General features: G+C 66.3%; 18 protein-coding genes. 1 reads left to right on the top strand and 17 read right to left on the bottom strand.

Translation table 11 applies throughout. From position 1 onward, the window contains the following. Positions 1-28: 28 nt before the first annotated feature. The 16 genes from AC1RMD_RS28365 to AC1RMD_RS28290 form a co-directional block, all read right to left on the bottom strand. On the bottom strand, positions 29-511 hold the full coding sequence (locus AC1RMD_RS28365) for an FxDxF family PEP-CTERM protein (RefSeq protein WP_492931708.1): 483 nt from the start codon (positions 509-511) through the stop codon (positions 29-31). A gap of 334 nt (positions 512-845) precedes the next feature. After that, positions 846-1,526 carry a type II secretion system protein gene (locus AC1RMD_RS28360; RefSeq protein ID WP_492931706.1) on the bottom strand — a complete coding sequence of 227 codons (681 nt, stop codon included), beginning with the start codon at positions 1,524-1,526 and terminating at the stop codon, positions 846-848. After that, positions 1,526-1,906, bottom strand: coding sequence for a type II secretion system protein (locus AC1RMD_RS28355; protein ID WP_492931704.1), 381 nt, complete (start codon positions 1,904-1,906; stop codon positions 1,526-1,528). The genes AC1RMD_RS28360 and AC1RMD_RS28355 overlap by 1 nt, the downstream gene beginning before the upstream one ends. Then, complete coding sequence (locus tag AC1RMD_RS28350; protein ID WP_492931702.1) at positions 1,900-2,376, bottom strand: type II secretion system protein; 477 nt, start codon at positions 2,374-2,376, stop codon at positions 1,900-1,902. The genes AC1RMD_RS28355 and AC1RMD_RS28350 overlap by 7 nt, the downstream gene beginning before the upstream one ends. A gap of 4 nt (positions 2,377-2,380) precedes the next feature. Continuing rightward, the gene (locus tag AC1RMD_RS28345) at positions 2,381-4,420 is read right to left on the bottom strand and encodes a secretin GspD/PilQ domain-containing protein (RefSeq protein ID WP_492931700.1); all 2,040 of its coding nucleotides are present in this window, start codon (positions 4,418-4,420) and stop codon (positions 2,381-2,383) included. After that, the gene (locus AC1RMD_RS28340) at positions 4,420-4,971 is read right to left on the bottom strand and encodes a hypothetical protein (RefSeq protein ID WP_492931698.1); all 552 of its coding nucleotides are present in this window, start codon (positions 4,969-4,971) and stop codon (positions 4,420-4,422) included. The genes AC1RMD_RS28345 and AC1RMD_RS28340 overlap by 1 nt, the downstream gene beginning before the upstream one ends. Next, positions 4,968-5,531: a hypothetical protein gene (locus AC1RMD_RS28335; RefSeq protein WP_492931696.1), complete on the bottom strand. Its 564-nt coding sequence runs from the start codon at positions 5,529-5,531 to the stop codon at positions 4,968-4,970. Before AC1RMD_RS28335 ends, AC1RMD_RS28340 begins: the two co-directional genes overlap by 4 nt. After that, complete coding sequence (locus AC1RMD_RS28330; protein WP_492931694.1) at positions 5,528-6,073, bottom strand: PilN domain-containing protein; 546 nt, start codon at positions 6,071-6,073, stop codon at positions 5,528-5,530. The genes AC1RMD_RS28335 and AC1RMD_RS28330 overlap by 4 nt, the downstream gene beginning before the upstream one ends. Then, on the bottom strand, positions 6,070-6,924 hold the full coding sequence (locus tag AC1RMD_RS28325; protein ID WP_492931692.1) for a hypothetical protein: 855 nt from the start codon (positions 6,922-6,924) through the stop codon (positions 6,070-6,072). The genes AC1RMD_RS28330 and AC1RMD_RS28325 overlap by 4 nt, the downstream gene beginning before the upstream one ends. Beyond that, positions 6,917-8,620, bottom strand: a complete 1,704-nt coding sequence (locus tag AC1RMD_RS28320) for a GspE/PulE family protein (RefSeq protein ID WP_492931690.1) — start codon at positions 8,618-8,620, stop codon at positions 6,917-6,919. The genes AC1RMD_RS28325 and AC1RMD_RS28320 overlap by 8 nt, the downstream gene beginning before the upstream one ends. Continuing rightward, positions 8,617-9,813 carry a type II secretion system F family protein gene (locus tag AC1RMD_RS28315; RefSeq protein ID WP_492931688.1) on the bottom strand — a complete coding sequence of 399 codons (1,197 nt, stop codon included), beginning with the start codon at positions 9,811-9,813 and terminating at the stop codon, positions 8,617-8,619. Before AC1RMD_RS28315 ends, AC1RMD_RS28320 begins: the two co-directional genes overlap by 4 nt. 30 nt (positions 9,814-9,843) lie before the next feature. Further along, complete coding sequence (gene gspG / locus AC1RMD_RS28310; protein ID WP_492931686.1) at positions 9,844-10,287, bottom strand: type II secretion system major pseudopilin GspG; 444 nt, start codon at positions 10,285-10,287, stop codon at positions 9,844-9,846. 104 nt (positions 10,288-10,391) lie between these two features. Beyond that, complete coding sequence (locus AC1RMD_RS28305; RefSeq protein ID WP_492931684.1) at positions 10,392-11,198, bottom strand: LuxR C-terminal-related transcriptional regulator; 807 nt, start codon at positions 11,196-11,198, stop codon at positions 10,392-10,394. A gap of 2 nt (positions 11,199-11,200) precedes the next feature. Further along, positions 11,201-11,938: a phosphate regulon transcriptional regulator PhoB gene (phoB, locus tag AC1RMD_RS28300; protein WP_492931682.1), complete on the bottom strand. Its 738-nt coding sequence runs from the start codon at positions 11,936-11,938 to the stop codon at positions 11,201-11,203. A 215-nt stretch (positions 11,939-12,153) separates the two neighbouring features. After that, positions 12,154-12,783 carry an NF038129 family PEP-CTERM protein gene (locus AC1RMD_RS28295; protein WP_492931680.1) on the bottom strand — a complete coding sequence of 210 codons (630 nt, stop codon included), beginning with the start codon at positions 12,781-12,783 and terminating at the stop codon, positions 12,154-12,156. Between the two features lie 10 nt (positions 12,784-12,793). After that, positions 12,794-15,820: an ExeM/NucH family extracellular endonuclease gene (locus tag AC1RMD_RS28290; protein WP_492931678.1), complete on the bottom strand. Its 3,027-nt coding sequence runs from the start codon at positions 15,818-15,820 to the stop codon at positions 12,794-12,796. A gap of 284 nt (positions 15,821-16,104) precedes the next feature. Here AC1RMD_RS28290 and AC1RMD_RS28285 point away from each other — a divergent pair, with 284 nt between their 5' ends. Next, entirely contained in the window at positions 16,105-16,689 is a 585-nt protein-coding gene (locus AC1RMD_RS28285; RefSeq protein WP_492931676.1) for a PEP-CTERM sorting domain-containing protein, read from the top strand. Here the strand turns inward: AC1RMD_RS28285 and AC1RMD_RS28280 are convergent. Further along, on the bottom strand, positions 16,666-17,682 hold the full coding sequence (locus AC1RMD_RS28280) for a TIGR03790 family protein (RefSeq protein WP_492931674.1): 1,017 nt from the start codon (positions 17,680-17,682) through the stop codon (positions 16,666-16,668). The two genes, AC1RMD_RS28285 and AC1RMD_RS28280, sit on opposite strands and share 24 nt — an antisense overlap. Positions 17,683-17,725: the final 43 nt, after the last annotated feature.

Below are 17,725 nucleotides of genomic sequence, written 5' to 3'. Positions count from 1 at the left end.
AGGCGGGTTTTTTAATAGCGGCTAAAACTTAAGCTGCTTTTTTTGCTTTGCGACGAGCAACAACACCCATCAGAGCCAGGCCACCCAGCAGCATGCCGTAGGTTTCTGGTTCTGGTACGGCGGTCACGGTGTAGGTGCCGGTGTAGCTTGCGCCAACTTGAGCGGTGCCAGCCAGATCCAGAACGAATGGACCAAAGCCGGTGGTTTCAACGCCGAAGAACTTCAGGCCGCCGGCAGCGAATGCCGAACCGGTGGTGCCGTTCAGGTTAGACGTAACAGCGTCGAAGCTCAGTTTCTGACCGGAAACGGTCAGGCCGATGTTGTATTTGCCAGCGCCCAGGCCCAGCAGGGAGATCAGGTCGTGACCGCCGGACAGGACGCCATCGCCTACGACTGCGTCGAAGTTGTGCGAATTGCCGTCAGCGATAACAACGATGCCTTGATCGCCAGCAAATGCGCTAACCGAAGCGGCGGCCAGCAGCGCGCCAGCAACGAAAGATTTCAATTTCATGTGATTTTCCTTAATCAAACGAATTGTGGCTGCGCTTTCGCCAACCACTTTAGTGTTAATGGGAGTGTAGAAGTGCTACGGGACAAATAATAGCATAACAGCACCGTTTGTCATTGTAAATATTCTATTTTTATTTCCTTCTGTGCAACTTATTTCATAGTGTAAAAATTATGCTGTGGCGCAACAGATTTTGTGCTTGCTTTATGCAAGCGACGCAACTTTTTACCACCTCTATTGCCTCCACAGCACAGATCATCATTCTTCCGGTGCAGGTGCAATAATATTCTGTTGTCCGCTTGACACAGTTGCTCCGCCGACCGTCCGAGTCGAACCACTATTCCTGCGGCACCGGAGGCGGTTCGGGCGTTTCCAGCTCCTTGGGAAGCGGCGGCTCTTCCGCCGGGGGCGGCATTTCAGCGGGCGGCACGGGCGGCGCAGGAGGATTAGGTACTACCGGCGCCGGCGGCTTGGCGGTTTGCCGTGGTTCTACCACCTTCGACGAGATTTGCGGCGGCGGCCCGGTCATCAAGGTCGGCTCCGGCCCCGACAAGGCCATCGCAAATTTCCAGTCGGAGATATAGTTCTTACTTTCAAATCCAGAATAGCGCGCGGGAAAGTTCCCTATCTTCACAGGCTTGGCCGAGGACAGGCTGTACACCGCCAACACGCCAACCTTGTCGCCGAGGTAGACGATGCCCCACTCCGCTTTGCCGGTCATGGGGTCGACGAACAATTTACGCAGATGCCGGCGGGTGCCGGGAAAGCGCGGATCCTTCAACAATTCCTTCAGCGACGGCGGCTGCGGCGGTTGCCCGGCTGGCGTTGCGTCGGCGTAGCTTTTCAGGGCGTCGCTGAAGGCGGCGCCGATGTCGAGCAATTCCTGCTCCGCCCGGCTCCGTTGTATCACCGAGCCCAACTTCAGCGCCGACGCCGTCACCAGCCCGATGATCGCCACCAGGATGATCAGGCTCAGATAGGTAAAGCCGCCGCTGCGGCTCCGGCGTCGCGCACTCATCACCAGTCGGAGTAGGGTTTGCCGCTGCGGTCGTTTCCAGGGGCGCCGCTCTTGATGTTGTAGACGCCGCCCTTGCCGGTGTCTTCCGGCGCCACCACGATCCACGTGGTATCGCTGTCGGTGATCGGATCGACCGGCATCGCGCGCAGGTACTTCTTGTCCACCAGCTGTTCCAGCGAATCGGGATAGCGGCCGGTGTCGCCGTAGTACTGGTCCAGCACCTGCCGCACGTTGCGCAGGTTATCGGCCAGCACGACCTCCTTCGACTTGTCGATGCTGGGGAAGTAGCGCGGTACGGCCAGCGTCAGCATCAGCGCGACGATGCCCAGCACCACCAGCAACTCGATCAGCGTGAATCCTTTGGTCTTCATATTCACCATTTTTTATAGGGTACGCCGTTCAGGCCAGTCTTGTCGCTCAAGCTGTAGACGTCGTAGACATCCTCGCCCTCCTTAGGCTGGTCGGCATCGCTGGCGTAGCTGCGCTTGCCCCAGGTCTGCGACTCGCTCAGCGTGGCGTCCGGATTGAACGGATCGCGCGGCACCCGGCGCAGGAAATACATCTTGATGTGCTTGGGGTTCTGCAAATCCGGCACGCCCTCCACCAGCAAATCCAGCGTCTTCGGATAGCCGGTCGAAGCCAGCGTCTTGGCGACCCGGCCCTGGTCGTAGGCCAGCTTGTAGGCGTCCAGCGCGGCGCGGATCTGGTGCAGCCCCTCGCGCAGCTCCTGCTCCTGGCGACGCTGCACCACCACTTGCGCGGTCGGCACCACCAGCGCGCTGAGCAGGCCGAGGATGGCCAGCGTCACCAGCAGCTCGATCAGCGTGAACCCGCGGCCGCGTTGCATCATGGGCTTACTGCACCGGTTGTTGCAGCGGCTGTTGCTGCGGCAACGGCAGCGGCTGCGCCGGTTCCGGCTCCGGCGGCGGCAGCACCGGCTGCGGTTGCTGCCCCTGGCTAGGCGGCAGCGGCGCCGGCTGGCCCTGCGAGATCGGCATGGAATGGACCGGCAGCGGCGGACGCAACGGCGCCGGAGGCGGCATGGCGCCAGCCGGCGGAGGCAAGGCGCCCACTGGCGGCGGCAAGGCGCCCGGCGACGGCGGCATCGCCACGTTGGGACGCGCGCTCAGGTCGGGGCGGCGGCGGAAGCTGGCCTCCGTGCCGGCCGAGAATTCCGACGCAGAGGCTTCCGGCCGCTGCACGTTGCGGATCAGGTGCGGCGTGATCGACAGCACGATCTCGGTCTTCTGGCTGTCGTCACGCTTGCTGCCGAACAGGCGGCCGATGATGGGCAGGTCGCCCGCGCCCGGCACGTGGTTGGCGGTGCCGCGTTCTTCGTTGTTGATCAGTCCCGCCAGCACCTGGTTCTCGCCATCCTTCAACTGCAGCATGGTGGTGGCCTGGCGCGTGCCGATCTGGTAGGCGGTGCCGCCGCTCTTGGTGGTGATGGTGCCGGTCAGGTTGCTCACCTCCAGCTGCACGCGGATCGCCACCTCGTTGTTCAGGTAGACCGTCGGCTCGACGTTGAGCGTCAGGCCGACATCGACGTAGGTCACGTTGTCGCTGGCGAAGCCGCCCACGCCGGACGACACGGTGGTGGTAATCACCGGCAGTTTGTCGCCGATGACGATCTTGGCTTTTTCCTTGTTGCGCACGCGGATGCGCGGATTGGCCAGCAGGTTGGAATCCGTATCGTTCTTGTTGGCGTTGATGCCGAGCGCAACGCCGGTCACGCCGATGGTACGCTGGTTCAGGTTATTCAAGTCGCGGATGGTGATGCCGGTGCCGCCCGAGGTCGACAACGGCGTCAAGCCGACACCGGTCGGCCACACCACGCCCAGGTCCATCACGCTGCCCCGCTTCACTTCCAGCACCTCCACTTCCAGCATCACTTCCGCTTCCGGCGCGTCCTGCAAGGCCACCAGCTTCTCGGCCAGGCGGATCGCTTCCGGGCTGTCGCGCACGATCAGCAGGTTGAGTTTTTCATCGACCACCACGTCGCGCGATTTGAGGATGGTCTTGAGGGTGTTGGCCACCAGCTTGGCCTCGGCATTGGCCAGGAAGAAGGTCTTGACCGTCATCTCCTGGTATTCCTTCAGCTTGGCCGCCACGTTCGGGTAGATCAGGATGGTGTTGGCGTCCATCACCTGCTGCTCCAGCTGGTTGGTCAGCAGCAGGAAGTAGATCGCCGATTCGACGGTGCTGTTCTTCAGCAGCACGGTGGTGCGCTGGTCGGTCTTGACATCCTTGTCGAACACGAAGTTCAGGCCGGCGCGGCGCGAGATCACCTCGAACACCTGCTTCAGCGGCGCGTCGCGGAACTCGATCGAGATCGGCTGCTTGTAGGCTTTCGCCAGGCCGGCTTCCGCCACCGGCGGCGCGATCTTGTCGATGACCTCGCGCAGCATCAGGCGCGCTTTTTCGTTGGCCGGATTCTCGGTCAGCATGGCGTTGAGCTTTTGCTTGGCCAGCTCGTACTCGCCCTTGTTCACATGTTGGGCGGCGGTGGCCATCAGCCTGGTCTGGCGGTCGTCGCGCTCCAGCGCGCGCAAGCCGGCGCGGGCGCGTTCGTTGAACGGATCGAGCGCCTGCACCCGACGGAAGCCCTGCTCCGCCAGCGCCAACTGCCCTTCCGACTGCTGGCGCTCGGCCTGGTCGAGGAAGCGCAGCGCGGCACGGTCGCGCGCCACCAGATAGGCCGAGCGGTATTCGGGATTGCCCGGTTCGGCCTTGACGGCCTCCTGGTACTTGAGCAGGCCCGCCTCCAGCTGGTCCTTGGCGATCAGGTCGCGGCCATCGCGATAGGCCATTTGTCCGGCGCAACCGCCCAGGGCGATCGCCAGCATGGCAGGCAGCGCGGCGCGGCGGCCCAAATTCTTCAGATGACTAGCCATCAGTCGAGGACTCCAATATTGATCTGTTGTACCTGATTCAAAGGCAGATAGGTCACGGACATCAGCGGCGGCGCGATCCGGTCGATGCGGTAGGTGCCGTCGATGACGGTTTGATTTTTGACGACGTAAGTCTTGTCGCCGCGCGCCAGGTAGACCTCCCAGGCGCCGTCGGCGACGGCCTTGCCGATCACCGTGAACGGCATCGGCGGCGCCACCGGCGCCGGTGGTGGCCCTTTCGATGCGGGCGGCGGCGGTGGTGGCGGCGGATTCCAGTTCTGTCCCTGGAACACGCCCTCGCCCGATGCGAAGGTGGCCTCGCCGGATTCGCCGACCAGCATGGCGCGCGGCGTCAGGCGCAGGATCGCCACCTCGGCCTGCGGCTTGGCTTCCCTGCCGGCACGCGGCGCGGGCGCAGCCGCACCGGCGGCTGGCGCGGCGCGGCTGCGCGCCACCGGCTCGGCGATGTCGCCCGCCGGCGAGTTATCGCCGAACAGCACCAGGCCGCCGGCGACGGCCAGCGCGATGCCCATCGCGATTTGATAAGGCTTCATGGCTCGCCGTCCTTCAAATACAAGGTGAAGCGCAAGCGCGCTTCCACCGTGGGTTCGGCGATGGCTTCGCGCCGGAAGCCGACTTCGTCGAGCGATGCGAACGGCATGTCGCGCAAGCCCTGCATGGCGAACTGCCAGATCGATTGATACGGCCCCTTCACCGGCAGCAGGATCTGGTAGGTGCTGACGCGGCTGGCCTTGTCGTAGGCGGCCTTGTACTCGCCCTGGCTCAGCGACAGGTTGTTTTTGGCCGCCAGGTCGAACAGCACCTTGACCTGCTGCTCGGCGTAGCGCTTCTCGCCCAGCACTTCGTAGAAGCCGGCCAGGTTCTGGTTGGCCGATGGCGGCGGCGGAGCGGTCACCAGCGATGCCGGCGTCGGCAGGGGCCGCGCCATCAGCTGCGCCTGCGTCGCGCGCTGCGGCAGCAGCCACGCCCACGCCGCGGCGCCGGCCACGCACAGCGCAATGGCGACGCAGGCCGGCGCCCCCAGACGCACCAGCGCCAGCCGCGCGCGCAGCACGATGGCGGCCACGTTCACCTTATTTTTCACATCCGTCATCGGGCTATCCATGTCGCCTCCAGCTGGAAGCGCAAGGGCCGGTTGGGATCCTGCTCATTGATTTCATGACGGGTCAGCATCACACCGCTGAACAGCTCCTGCTGCTTCAGCTCCGCCACGTAGGCCACCATGTCGTCGCTGTTCTTGGTTTCGGCGGTGATCTTCAGCACCTGCTTGCGCGGATCCGGCTCCATCGCCACCAGCGCGACGTTGCGCGGCGTGGCCGCGGCCACCGCGTCTTGCAGCTCGCGCCATGGCAGGTTCAGTTGCAGGATGGCGCCGTTGACGAAGGCGGCCTGCCCTTCCGGTATCGCCACCTGCGCCACCTCCACCGGCCGCGCCGAAATGGCCGCTGCGCGTTCCTGCAGGTGGCGCAGTTCATGCTCGCGCAAGCGCTTCTGCTCCACCAGCTTCCAGCCGCCGAACGCCGCGGCCGCGCACAACAGCAGACCGGCGCCGCCCAGCGCAAGCAGCGCCGGATGCGTGTGGAACAAGGCGCGGCGCAGGCTGCGCGGCGCGAAATCGATATGCATATTCTTCATGCCACGCTCCCGCCGCGCGCCAACAGCGCCATCGTCGACAGGCCGCCGCTGGACGCCTGCCGCTCCTGGTCCAACGCGGCGCAGGCGATGTGCGCGGGATTGCTCACCGGCTTGCTCCACACGGCCGGCGCGGCGCCGCACACTTGCAGCAGCTCGGGCTCGGGCATGTCCAGCAGCAGCGCTTCGCGCTTCAGCGTCTGGCCCAGCCAGTATTGGTCTGCGCCCTGCCCGGCCGGCATCGGCAAGACGCGGATCGCGCGTATGCTTTTGTCGTCGGCTTCAACCGCGGCCAGCGTCAGCAGGTGGTCGTGCACCAGGCCGAACCACGCGCCCGGCTTCACGCCCCGCCGCCAGCGGTTGTAGGCGCTGATGAAATGGGGTTCGATGCCGACCACGTGCAGCTTGAATTCCTGCGCCACCAGCCGCAGCACGGCCAGCAAGGCGCGCGGCACGGCGGCGGCGAAGAACGGCTGCGTGGCGCTCCAGTCGCCCGAGATCTGCCAGGCGGCCGGCGCTTCGCCGTACAGCGCCTGGAAGCGGAAGCCGGCCGCCGCTTCAATGTCGGCCAGGCGCGCCGCTTCCGGTGGTGGCGTCACGCGCCACAAGCGCGTCAGCTCGTCGGCCAGCACGATGCTGACCGGCCAGCCGGCCACGCTTTTATCGCCGAGCTGTTCGCCCAGCAGCGCGCGCAAGGCGTTGGCGATGGCGTCGAACGGATGTTCGCCCGAAGGCGCGAACGCATGTTCGGCCAACACCGTCACCGGCTCGCCGCGCCAGCGGCTGGTGCGCAGCAGGCTGACGGCAAGGCCGGAGACGCCGATGCGCAGTGATTGTCCAATTGCTCTACGCATGCAAGGTTACTCGTTTGATTTCGGACAGCGTGGTGCCGCCCCGTTTGACCAGCTCCAGGGCCGCCAGGCGCAGGCTGCGCGTGCCGTTCTCGTAGGCCGCCTGCTTGATCTGGCGGATCGGCCGCTTGTCGACGATCAGCTCGCGGATCTCGTCGTTCAGCGTCAGGATCTCGGCGATCGAACGGCGCCCCTTGTAGCCGGTGCCGCGGCAATCGCCGCAGCCCTTGCCCTGCATGAAGCGGTAGTCGTAGACGTCGGCGCGGGCCAGGCCCACGCTGGCCAGTTCGTGATCGTCCGGCGTGTACTGCGCCGCGCAGTGCGGGCAGTTGATGCGCACCAGGCGCTGCGCCCAGATGCCGTTCAGGGCCGACACAAACGCGTACGGATCGATGCCCATGTGGGTGAAGCGGCCGAACACGTCGAACACGTTGTTGGCGTGGACGGTGGTCAGCACCAGGTGGCCCGTCAACGCAGACTGCACGGCGATTTCCGCCGTCTCGCGGTCGCGGATCTCGCCGACCATGATCTTGTCCGGGTCGTGCCGCAGGATGGAGCGCAGGCCCTTGGCGAAGGTCAGGCCCTTCTTCTCGTTGACCGGGATTTGCAGGATGCCCGGCAGCTGGTACTCGACCGGGTCCTCGATGGTGATGATTTTCTCGCGGCCGTTGTGGATTTCGGTCAGCGCGGCGTACAGCGTGGTGGTCTTGCCGGAGCCGGTGGGCCCGGTCACCAGCAGCATGCCGTAGGCTTCCTGCGCCAGCACGCGCAAGGTGGCCAGCGACGGCGCGTCGAAGCCCAGCGCTTCCAAGGTCAGCGAGCCGTAGGCCTCGATCATGGCGCGCTTGTCGAGAATACGGATCACCGCGTCCTCGCCGTGGATGCTCGGCATGATGGAGACGCGCAGGTCGATCTCGCGCGAGTTGGCCTCGACGCGGAAGCTGCCGTCCTGCGGCACGCGGCGTTCGGCGATGTCCAGCTCCGCCAGCACCTTCAGGCGCGAGATGATCTGCTCGGCGACGTCGATGCCGTTGACCGAGGTGGCGTGATCGAGCACGCCGTCGACGCGGTATTTGACGGCCAGGCCGCCGGCGGTGCTTTCCAGGTGGATGTCGGAGGCGCCCGCTTTCAAGGCGTCGTACAGGGTCGAGTTGACCAGGCGGACGGCGGGACTGGCCGCTTCCGACACCGAGGCGAACGACAGCACGGCGGCGGTCTTGCCGTCGCGCCGGCCCTCGCTGGCGCCGGGCAGCAGCGTGTCGGTGGCGCGCGCCGATTCTTCCTGCTTCGACAGATAGGCCTGGATGTCGGCTTGCAGCGCCAGCCGGGTTTGCAGCGGCGCGTGCGGCGTGGCGCGCGCCTGCGTGCCCAGCCAGGTTTGCAGGTCGAGGTCGAAGGGATCGGCGATCACGCCGACCACCATGCCGTCGTGCCCGCGCAGCAGCACGCAATGGCGCGCCAAGGCCTGCGACAACGGCAGCAGCTCGAAGGCCGGCGTGTAGCCCAGCATGTCGATGGTCTCCAGCACGGCCATGCCGAACGGCTGCGCCAGCGCCTGCACCATCAGGCGCGGCTCCATGCCGGTCAGCGCGACCAGTTCCTCGACCAGCGTGCGCTTCGATTGCTGGCGCAGGTGGCGCGCGCGCGCGACCAGGGCCATGTCCAGCGCCGGCGTTGCGGCGGCAAGGTGCGGCGTCATGACATGTCTCCGGCCAGATCGAAAATCGGCATATACAGCAGCACCACGATGGCGCCGACCACCAGGCCGATCGCGGCCATCAGCAGCGGCTCAAAGGTTCGGGTAAAGCGTTCTATCCAGCGGCTGATTTCGCCGTCGTAGAAGGCCGCGGACTGGGTCAGCATCGGGCCCATGTCGCCGGTGCGCTCGCCCACGCGCAGCATGCGCAGCGAGATCGGCGTGGTCAGGTGGCTGGCCTCGAAGGCGGTCGACAGCGGCAGGCCGGACTCGATGTCGGCGCGCGCCGTTTGCAGGTTCTGGCGGATGCCGGCCGAGACCATGCCCTGCACGGTCTCGATCGCATGGACGATGGTGATGCCGCCTTCGCTGAGCATGCCCAGGGTCAGGTACAGCCGCGACAATTCGTAGATGCGCACCCGCTCGCCGATGCCGGGCAGGCGCCCCATCAGGCGGGCGAAGCCGCCGTTGCCCATCAGCTGGCGCGCGCCCAGCACCAGCGCGCCCAGCACGGCGGCGATGCCGCCCAGCAGCAGCGTGGTGTGCGCGCCGGCGAACTGGCCCCAGTTCAGCATCTGCTGCGACAGCCACGGCAGGTTGCGGCCGGCGCCCTGGTAGACCTCGGCGAAGCGTGGCACCACGTAGCCAATCAGGAACAGGCTGACGCCGCCGCCGACCAGCAGCAGGATGCACGGATAGATCGCGGCCGACACCAGCTTGCCGCGCACCAGGTCGATGCGCTGCTGGTAGTCGATGAAACGGGACAGGGAGCGCGGCAGGTCCGAGGTGCCCTCGGCGGCCTTGACGATGCCGATGTACAGCGGCGGGAACAGTTCGGGTTGCTCGGCCAGCACGGCGGAAAAGCGCTGGCCTTCGCGCAGGCCGGCCAGCAGGCGCTCGAGCACGCTGCGCGTGACGGGGCTGGTTTCCTTTTCCAGCAGCGCCTCCAGGCCTTCGACGATGCCGAGGCCGGCGGTCAGCAGCGCCAGCAGCTCCTGGCTGAACAGCACCAGCGAGAGGCCCTTGCCGCGCGCCTTGCCGCCCCGCAGGCCGAGCCCTCCCCGTACCGGCGCGATGGCGCTGACGTACAGGCCGCGCGCCTCCACCTGACGGCGCGCGTCGGCCTCATCGCGGCCATCGATCACCAGATGGGAGATGGCCATATCGGCCGACAAGGTGCGGACATCGAACTGCATGGCGAAAACTACTTTCCGTGACGGCGAGGCTTATTGTGAACTGATGTCGGCGTCTTCGCCGGTACCGCCGGGCTGACCGTCGCGGCCGAGCGAAGTGATGTCGAATTCGGACTTGCTGCCCGGCGCCTTGTACTGGTACGGACGGCCCCACGGATCCGGCGGCACGCCCTTCTTCAGGTAGGGGCCGTTCCACTTGGCGCCCGCCGTGGCCGGCGCGACCAGCAATGCGCCCAGGCCCTCGTCGGTGGTCGGGTAGCGGCCGACGTCCAGGCGGTAGGTGTCGAGCGATTTTTCAAACGCCTCGATCTGCGCCTTGGCGATGGTCACTTCCGACTTGCCCAGCTGGGCGAAATACTTGGGACCGACGTAGGCCGCCAGCAAACCGATGATCACGATGACGACCAGCAATTCCAGCAGGGTAAAGCCGCCAGCCTTGTGAGCTGCGGACTGACGGTGATTCTTTGCAACTTCCATCCGAACGACTCCTTAATTCGCCACGCCTACCGGCAAGAAGTCAGAGGCTACCATGCGGTTTGCATAGTAGACAATCTTTTATTGCTTGTGTGCGCAACGCGCCTTCAGGCGGCCCTGGCCAGTGGCAGCGGCGGCTGCTCGAACAGGTGCAGCGCCATGCCGCGCGCGATCGCATGGGCCCGGTTGGAAACGCCCAGCAGGCGGTACGTCCGTTGCAGATGGTTCTTCACCGTCAGGCCGCTGATGCCGAGGATCAGGCCGATTTCCTCGTTGCTTTTGCCCTCGCGCACCCAGTGCAGGATTTCCATCTCGCGCGCGCTGACCGGGCGCGCCAGCGCGCCGGCGCGGGCCTGGCGCTGCTGCTGGCCGACCCGTTGCAGCGCCAGGTGCAGATGCGGCAGCAACAGTTCGAAGAAATAGGCATGGCGCGGGCGCGGCCGGTGCGGCAGGCCGAACAGCACGAAGAAGGTCGAACCGCCCGGCAGGGGCTCGGTGCCGTGCAGCAGCAGGTTGTCCAGGCCCAGCGCGCGCAGCTCGTCCAGGAACGGCGCCAGCGGCTGGCGCGGCGCGTCGGCCGGCCCAGTGGCGGTGGCGCCGGCGTCCAGCAGGGCCGGCAGCCGCACGCCGTCGCGGCAGTGGCGCGCCAGCCGCAGCGCCAGGCCGTCGGCCTTGTCGGCCAGGCGGGCCAGCAGGCCGGCGTCCAGCACCGTGCTGTGCATGCATTCGACGTGCTGCAGCTCGTCCTGGGCGCCAAATTGCAGGCAGACCATGATGCGGTGCGGCAGCAGCGCCTGGAACTGGCCCTGGGTCCACAGGCACAGCTGGCGCGCCTGCCGCACCGGCAGCACCGCTTCGATCGCGTGCAGCAGGTATTCCTGCTCCAGCTTGCTCAAGATGACTAGTTGTTCCATGCTCAGACCCTGGCCGGCTCGCGCACCGCCCGCGCGCCCTGCTCCCAGGCGACGAAGCGGTAGCCGCTGCCGCGCACGGTTTCGATGTGTTCCTGGTGGCCGCTGGGCTGGAGCGCGCTGCGCAGGCGGCCGACGTGGGCGTCGACGGTGCGCTCGTCGAGGTAGACGGCGTTGCCCCACACCTGGTCGAGCAGCTGGGCGCGGGTGTGGACCCGCTCAGGGTGGTTCATCAGGAAGTTCAGCAGCTTGAATTCGACCCGGCCCATGGCCAGCTCGCGAGCGCCGGCCGTCACGCGCAGCGTGTGCGGATCGAGCCGCAGGCCGGCCATCTGCACCGCCTCCGCCGGTTGCGGCTGGGCCGGCGGCTGCAGGCGGCGCAGCAGCGCGTGCACCCGGGCCACCATCTCGCGCGGGCTGAAGGGTTTGGTCATGTAGTCGTCGGCGCCGCTTTCCAGCGCCATGATCTTGTCCGGCTCGCCGCAGCGGGCGGTCACCATGATGATCGGCAGGTCGCGCGTGCGCGGCTGCGCGCGCAGCCGGCGTATCAGCGACAGGCCGGACTGGCCGGGCAGGTTCCAGTCCAGCATGACCATCGCCGGCAGGCTGTCTTCCAGCATCAGCAGCGCGCTTTCGGCGTCGCGCGCGCGCTGGACGGCGTGGCCGGCCATGCTCAGGTTGAGGGCGATGAGTTCCTGGATCGCAGGCTCGTTTTCAATGACAAGGATATGGGCTGGTCGCATGGCAAATCCGTGTAAAGGAGGAACTATGCAACAAGCAATCTGGCATTACTAATATGATTTCCAAGCGGGATTTAGAGTTTCGCGATATATATCCAATGCCTGCCTGCATGGCTTGCCATTTAGAAGTCGCCGTCTAAACGAAAAAAACAACATGTGGCATTGCGACGATCTTGAGCGTCGCAAGCGCACATGTTGTTTTTTTGCAAGCCTGAAGCTTAGACGGCCAGCTTGCGGCGGCGGGCGAAACCGACCAGCGCCAGGCCGGCGCCCAGCATGGCCCAGGTCGACGGTTCCGGCACCGCGCTGACGTTGGCGATGGTCTGGTCGGTGATGGCCAGCGATACTGCGCCGGCGCCGGCGGTCGGCTGCCAGCTGATCGACATCAGGCTGCCGTCGAGCGGATCAGCGTTGCCCAGCACCGTCATGCCGTCGGCACCGTAGAAGGAGACGGCGAACTTGCTCGGGATCGCTGCCGGCGACGGATCGGACAGGCCGCCGAAGGTGACGTCGAAGCTGACCTTGCCGCCGAAGGACATCGCCTGGAACAGGTCGTTGTAGTCGGTGGTGTTGCCGAACGTGAAACCGCCGGCGTTCTGCTGCACGTCGCCCGTCACGGCGACGCCGGACAGGTCGCCAAAGCCGACCAGATGGCTGATGGTGGCGCTGGCGAAGGTTGCCGGGACGCTCGACGGAGCGAACTGCAAGTCCAGGAAGCCGCTGCTGCCCAGCGACGCCGTGTTCAGTTCCACGTGCATGGTCTGGGCCGAGGCCAGGCCGGCGATGCCGCTCAGCGCGAGCGCCAGCGCGGCATGGCGCAGGGTCAGGGAGAAGTTTGGTTTGAACATGGTCATATCCTTAGAAAGTGCCGCTGTAAACTTTGGTGGTGTAGCTGATATTGGCCGTGCCGGTCTTGCTGAAGCTCAGCGCGAACGAGACGGTGGCGCCCGGCGCCAGCGTGGCGGCGTTGACCGTGATGTAAGGCGCGCCGGCGTGGCTGCCGCTGGCGTTGCTCAGCGTGATGCCGGTTGGCAGGCCGTTGAACTCGACCTGGAACGGGCCGGTCAGCGCGGCGGCGCCGGTGTTGGTGACCGAGAACGTCGAGCTGTACTTGCCGGTGGCGCGGTTGAACACCAGGCCGCTGCCGACCGCCTTGACGCTGGCGCTGACGTCGCTGTACGGCGCGGCCAGGTTCAGGCTGATGACGACCGGGTCGTGGTCGGAAGCGCGGTACGGTGCGGCGCTGTACTTGTCTTCCGGCTTGCCGTCGGTGTTGTAGTCGACCACGGTCGGCTCGTCGGCGTTGTTATGCCATTCGGCGGCGTCCACCACCGAGGCGCTCATCGCGGCGTTGGCCAGCGCGTGGTCCAGGTAGCCCGCTTCGCCGTTGAAGACGAAGGAGTAAGGCATGCCGCCGCCGGCGCGCACGAAGCGCTCCAGCTGGTTGACGTAGCCCTTGTCGGTGATGGCCTTGATCGGATCTTCCATGCCGTAGGCATTGAAGTCGCCGATCATCAGCACCTTGGCGTCGCCGGCGGCGGCCGCCACTTGCGGCGCGAACACATTGACCAGGCGGTTGGCCTGGTTGACGCGGGCGGCGTTCCAGCAGCTCTGGCCGTCGCCGTTGTCGGCGTCGGCGCCGGAACCGGTCGGGCAGCTGCCCTTCGATTTCAAGTGGTTGACGATCAGCGAGAACTTGGCGCCGTTGGCGGCGACGAAGGTCTGCGCCATCGGCGGACGGTTGTTGACGCTGTCGGCGTCGGACAGCGCGCCGCCCACCATCGCCAGCGTGGCCGGCTTGTAGATCATGGCGACGCGGATGGCGTCGGTGCCGGTGGCGGCCGGCTTGGGCACGACCGCGTAGGTCTGGAAGCCGGTGCCCGGCGAGATCGCTTCGTTGAGCGCCTTGACCAGGTAGCCGACCGTATATTCGCCGCTGTTCTGGATTTCCATCAGGCCGAAGACGTCGGCGTCGATGGCCTTCAGTTCGCCGACGATCTTGGCGGACTGGCGGTTGAACTCGTTCAGGTTATCGGCGCCGCGGCAGTTGGACTTGCTGACGCTGGAACCCAGCGAGCAACCCTGGCCGCTGCGGCCTTCGACGTCCTGGCCGTTGGTGAAGGTGGTGAAGTAGTTCAGCACATTGGCGCTGGCGACTTTGATGTTGCCGGCCACCAGGGCTGGCGGCGCAGTGCGCGGGTTGTCCTGCGAGAACACCGGGGCCACGGTCGGCTGCAGCTTGAAGCTGGCGCCGCCACCGCCCTTGGCGCCGAAGTCGACCACGCCGGTCAGGCCGGAGACGGTGTCGCCGGCGCGCAGCGAGCCGTCCGCGCCCAGGTAAGGGATGGTGGCCGGGGTGACGAAGACGCCGTCGTCCAGCACGATCTGGTTGCCGGCGTTGGCCAGCGCCAGCGCCCTGGCTTCGTTCGAGCCGGCGCGGTAGTGGTTGGTTGGCACTTCCAGCCGGCCGGCGGACAGCGTCACTTCGCCGCGGGCGCCCAGGAACTCCAGCTGCGACACGGTCAGCGCGTTGCTGAAGCGCACCAGCATGCCTTCGACCTGACCCAGGTTGGCGTATGGCAGCACGATATTGGTCGGGGTGACGGCGACGCCGCTGCCGGTCTTGACGATGGCGGTGATGGTCTGCAGCTCGGTGTAGGCGTGGCCGCCGGCCACCGGCGCGTAGTCGGTGACGGTGCCGGTGATGCGCACCTGGTCGCCGACCTGCACGGTGCCGGTGTTGGCGGCGGTGGTGTAGACGAAGATGCCGTCCGACGTCTGCGGATCGCCGTCGCCGGCCGCGTCCTGGATGAAGAAGCCGGAGCCGACCTTGGCAGTGACCACGCCTTCGGTGGTCTGCACGGTGCCGGCGTAAGGGCTGGTCTCGCCCGGGCCCTGGATTTGCGGAATGCTGTGGGTGACGGCGGTCGGCAAGGCGACGTTGACGTTGACGGTGCAGCTGGCCTGCTGCGCCTGGTCGTTATCGAAGCGCACCACCACCGGGTAGTTGCCCGATGCCACGCCGGCGGCCACGTTCAGGCTGACGGTGGCGTTGGCGCCGGCGGCCGAGGCGGCCAGGAAGTTCACCAGGCTGATGCCCGGCACGCCGGTCGAGGTGATGACGGCATGATTGACGACGCCGTCGGCATCGGTCGCGCTCAGGTCGGCCGCGCCGGCGTAGCCGACCGCCATCGACAAGCTGGCCGGGCAGCTGGCGACGACAGGCGGCGCCGGCGGCACGCCGCACTGATGCAGCGCGCTGGCGGTGTTGCGCGGGGTCGGCGCGCCGGTGGCGAAGTCGCTGCCGTTGTTGTCGGTGTCGGTGCAGCCGCCGTTGGCGCGCAGCGCGGCGGTGGTGTTGCTCAGACCGGGACCGTTCGTGCCTTCGAAGTAGCCGGCGTTGTAGCCCAGCAGGTCCACCAGCGTGGCGCTGGACGGCGCGGCGCCCGACAAGGCGTTGCCGTCGTTCACCAGCGCGACCTTGCCGGTGGTGCCGCTCATCGGGATGGTGCCGGTGGTGTCCGGAGTCAGCAGCGAGCCGGAGCCGGTGCCGGCCGCTTCCTGCACCAGGTAGTACTGGCCCGGTTGCAGCACCGGCGTGCCGCTGATCCTGGTCACCTGCCACGAGGAGCCGGCGGCGCTGGCGTATTGCACGCTCCAGCCGGCCAGGCTGACCGGTTGCGTGCCGCGGTTGAACAGTTCGATGAAATCGTTCTTGATGGTGGCGCCGGAGTTGCCGCCGCCGCCGTACACCTGGCTGATCACCACCGGCGAATCGGCGTGGGCCGATGCCGACAAGCCCGCCATCAGGGCGGCGGCGATGATGGTGCGCCGGCCCGGCGAGGAGGCAGCCTGGGCGTTAGGCGTGTGGGAAGTTTTTTTCATGAGTGGAGTCCTGGTGTAGAGAAGGTCGGCGCGGAAAACTTAACAAAATGTTTTTGAATCTTGCATTTTGCATATTAAGCCGCCGGATTGACGCCTTGATGACATGGCCTTAGTCCGTTCGGACTAAGGCGGACCGTAGCGGCGCTTGCGGTTTTCTCTCGCTATTCAGGCTGACTCGCGCTAAAATTAACTTCAAGGAATTTTAATTGCAAATAGTAAATATTTAATGCGTCAACTTTCTGGCCTGCGTCGCCCGGACCGCCGCCATCGATGGAGTGGGCATCATGAAAACCTTCAGTAGATCGATCCTCGCCTGCGCGCTGCTGAACACCTCGCTGGCGCTGGCCGCCGAGCCAGCCCCGCCGCCGCCGCCGGCCGGCGCCTGCGCGCTGTCGCTGCCAAACCCAGATCCCGACCGGCAGGACGCCAGCCCGCCGCCGCCGCCGCCCAGCACGCGGATCAATCTCGATTTCCTGTATGACGGTTGTCACATGGCGGACGCCGAAGTGGAAGCCGATATCGCCAACAACGAGGGGCTGTCGCCCGAGGAAAAGCTGCAAAAAATCGATCAATCGCTGGAGTGGAACCGTCAACGGCTCGGCGATGGCGAGCACGCCCTGACATGGTTGGCGCCGCCGCTGGCGCGCCCACGGCGCGCCGGGCATGACGCCGCCGCCCTCGGCCAGTGGCGCCAGGCGGCGCTGAACGGCGGCGAGCGCGCCTTGACGCTCGCGCAACAATACACGCCCCCACAACTGGCCGCAACGCCCGCCGTGCCTGAACCTCAGGCGCTGGCGATGTGGCTGGGCGGCCTGGCGCTGCTGGGCGCCTGGTCGCGCCGCGCGCTAGTGACGATACGGCGCCGCTAGCGGTTCGCCGATGAACACCCCCTGCGCCGGCCAGGCCACGCTTTTCCAGTAGGCTTCGATGGCGCTGGCGCCGCGCAGGTAATGCCCCAGCATCACGGCGGAGTTGGGAAACTTCTGCCAGTAGTTGCAGGGCTCGGACACGCTGCCATAGCTGGCCGTGGCGCCCGCCTCCAGCCAGCGCAGGCTGCTCATCTGCCGGTCCGACAGCAAGTCGCCGCCGACCGACGTCAGGTGGTCGGCCAGCGCGCCCGGCGCGAATTTCAGGGTATTGAGCTTGGGCACATGCGCCAGTCCGGTCTGGTAGACCATGATGTCGTTGACGGACTCGATGCTGTCGGCCTGCAGCGATTTGATGGTCAGCTTTTTCTGCCGCACGCTCATCGAACGGGGGAAGAAGCGCGCCCGGCTGCTGCGCGCGGCGTCGCTGGTGGTGAGGAAATAGGCGGTGGCCGTGGGCGTCGCGAAGCCGGTCAGCACGCCGCGATCGATCAGCGCCTTGGCCGCCTCCACCGATTCGGTCGGCAGCAGCATCGACAGCCGCATCTGGTGATCGCTGAACGGCCTGGCCGACGGCGAATTGTAGTAGCCACTGGGCTTGCTCGGACCGCAGGGCTTGCTGCACAGGCCGGCATCGAGGCCCAGCGTGTAGGCCGCCGTCAGCCCATTGCATTCGACCGCGTACGGCGCGGTCCACACCATCAGCACGGCCTGGATCTCGGGACCGAGACGGGCGTCGATCTGCGCCTTGAGCTCGGCGAACTGGTCGGCATCGAGCTTGTGCGGCCGCTGCGGTATGCGCACATGGACCATATTGGGCGCCGGAATGGCGCGCGCCTTGCGGTAATACTCGGCGATCTCCACGCTGTTGGGCTCGTCGTCATTGACCACCACGGCCAGTTGGGCGGCGCTCAGTCCGCGCAAAGGCACGTTCTGGGCATGGGAAGCGCCGGCCAGCATGAGCGCGGCGGCAAACAAAAAGAAAGAAAGTCGCAACGGGGGCTATCGTTAAGGGTGGAAAAAACGGAAGCGTCGGCTT

Source organism: Duganella sp. GW822-FHT06D06 (assembly GCF_058799615.1).
This window is presented reverse-complemented; position numbering and strand designations above follow the sequence as displayed.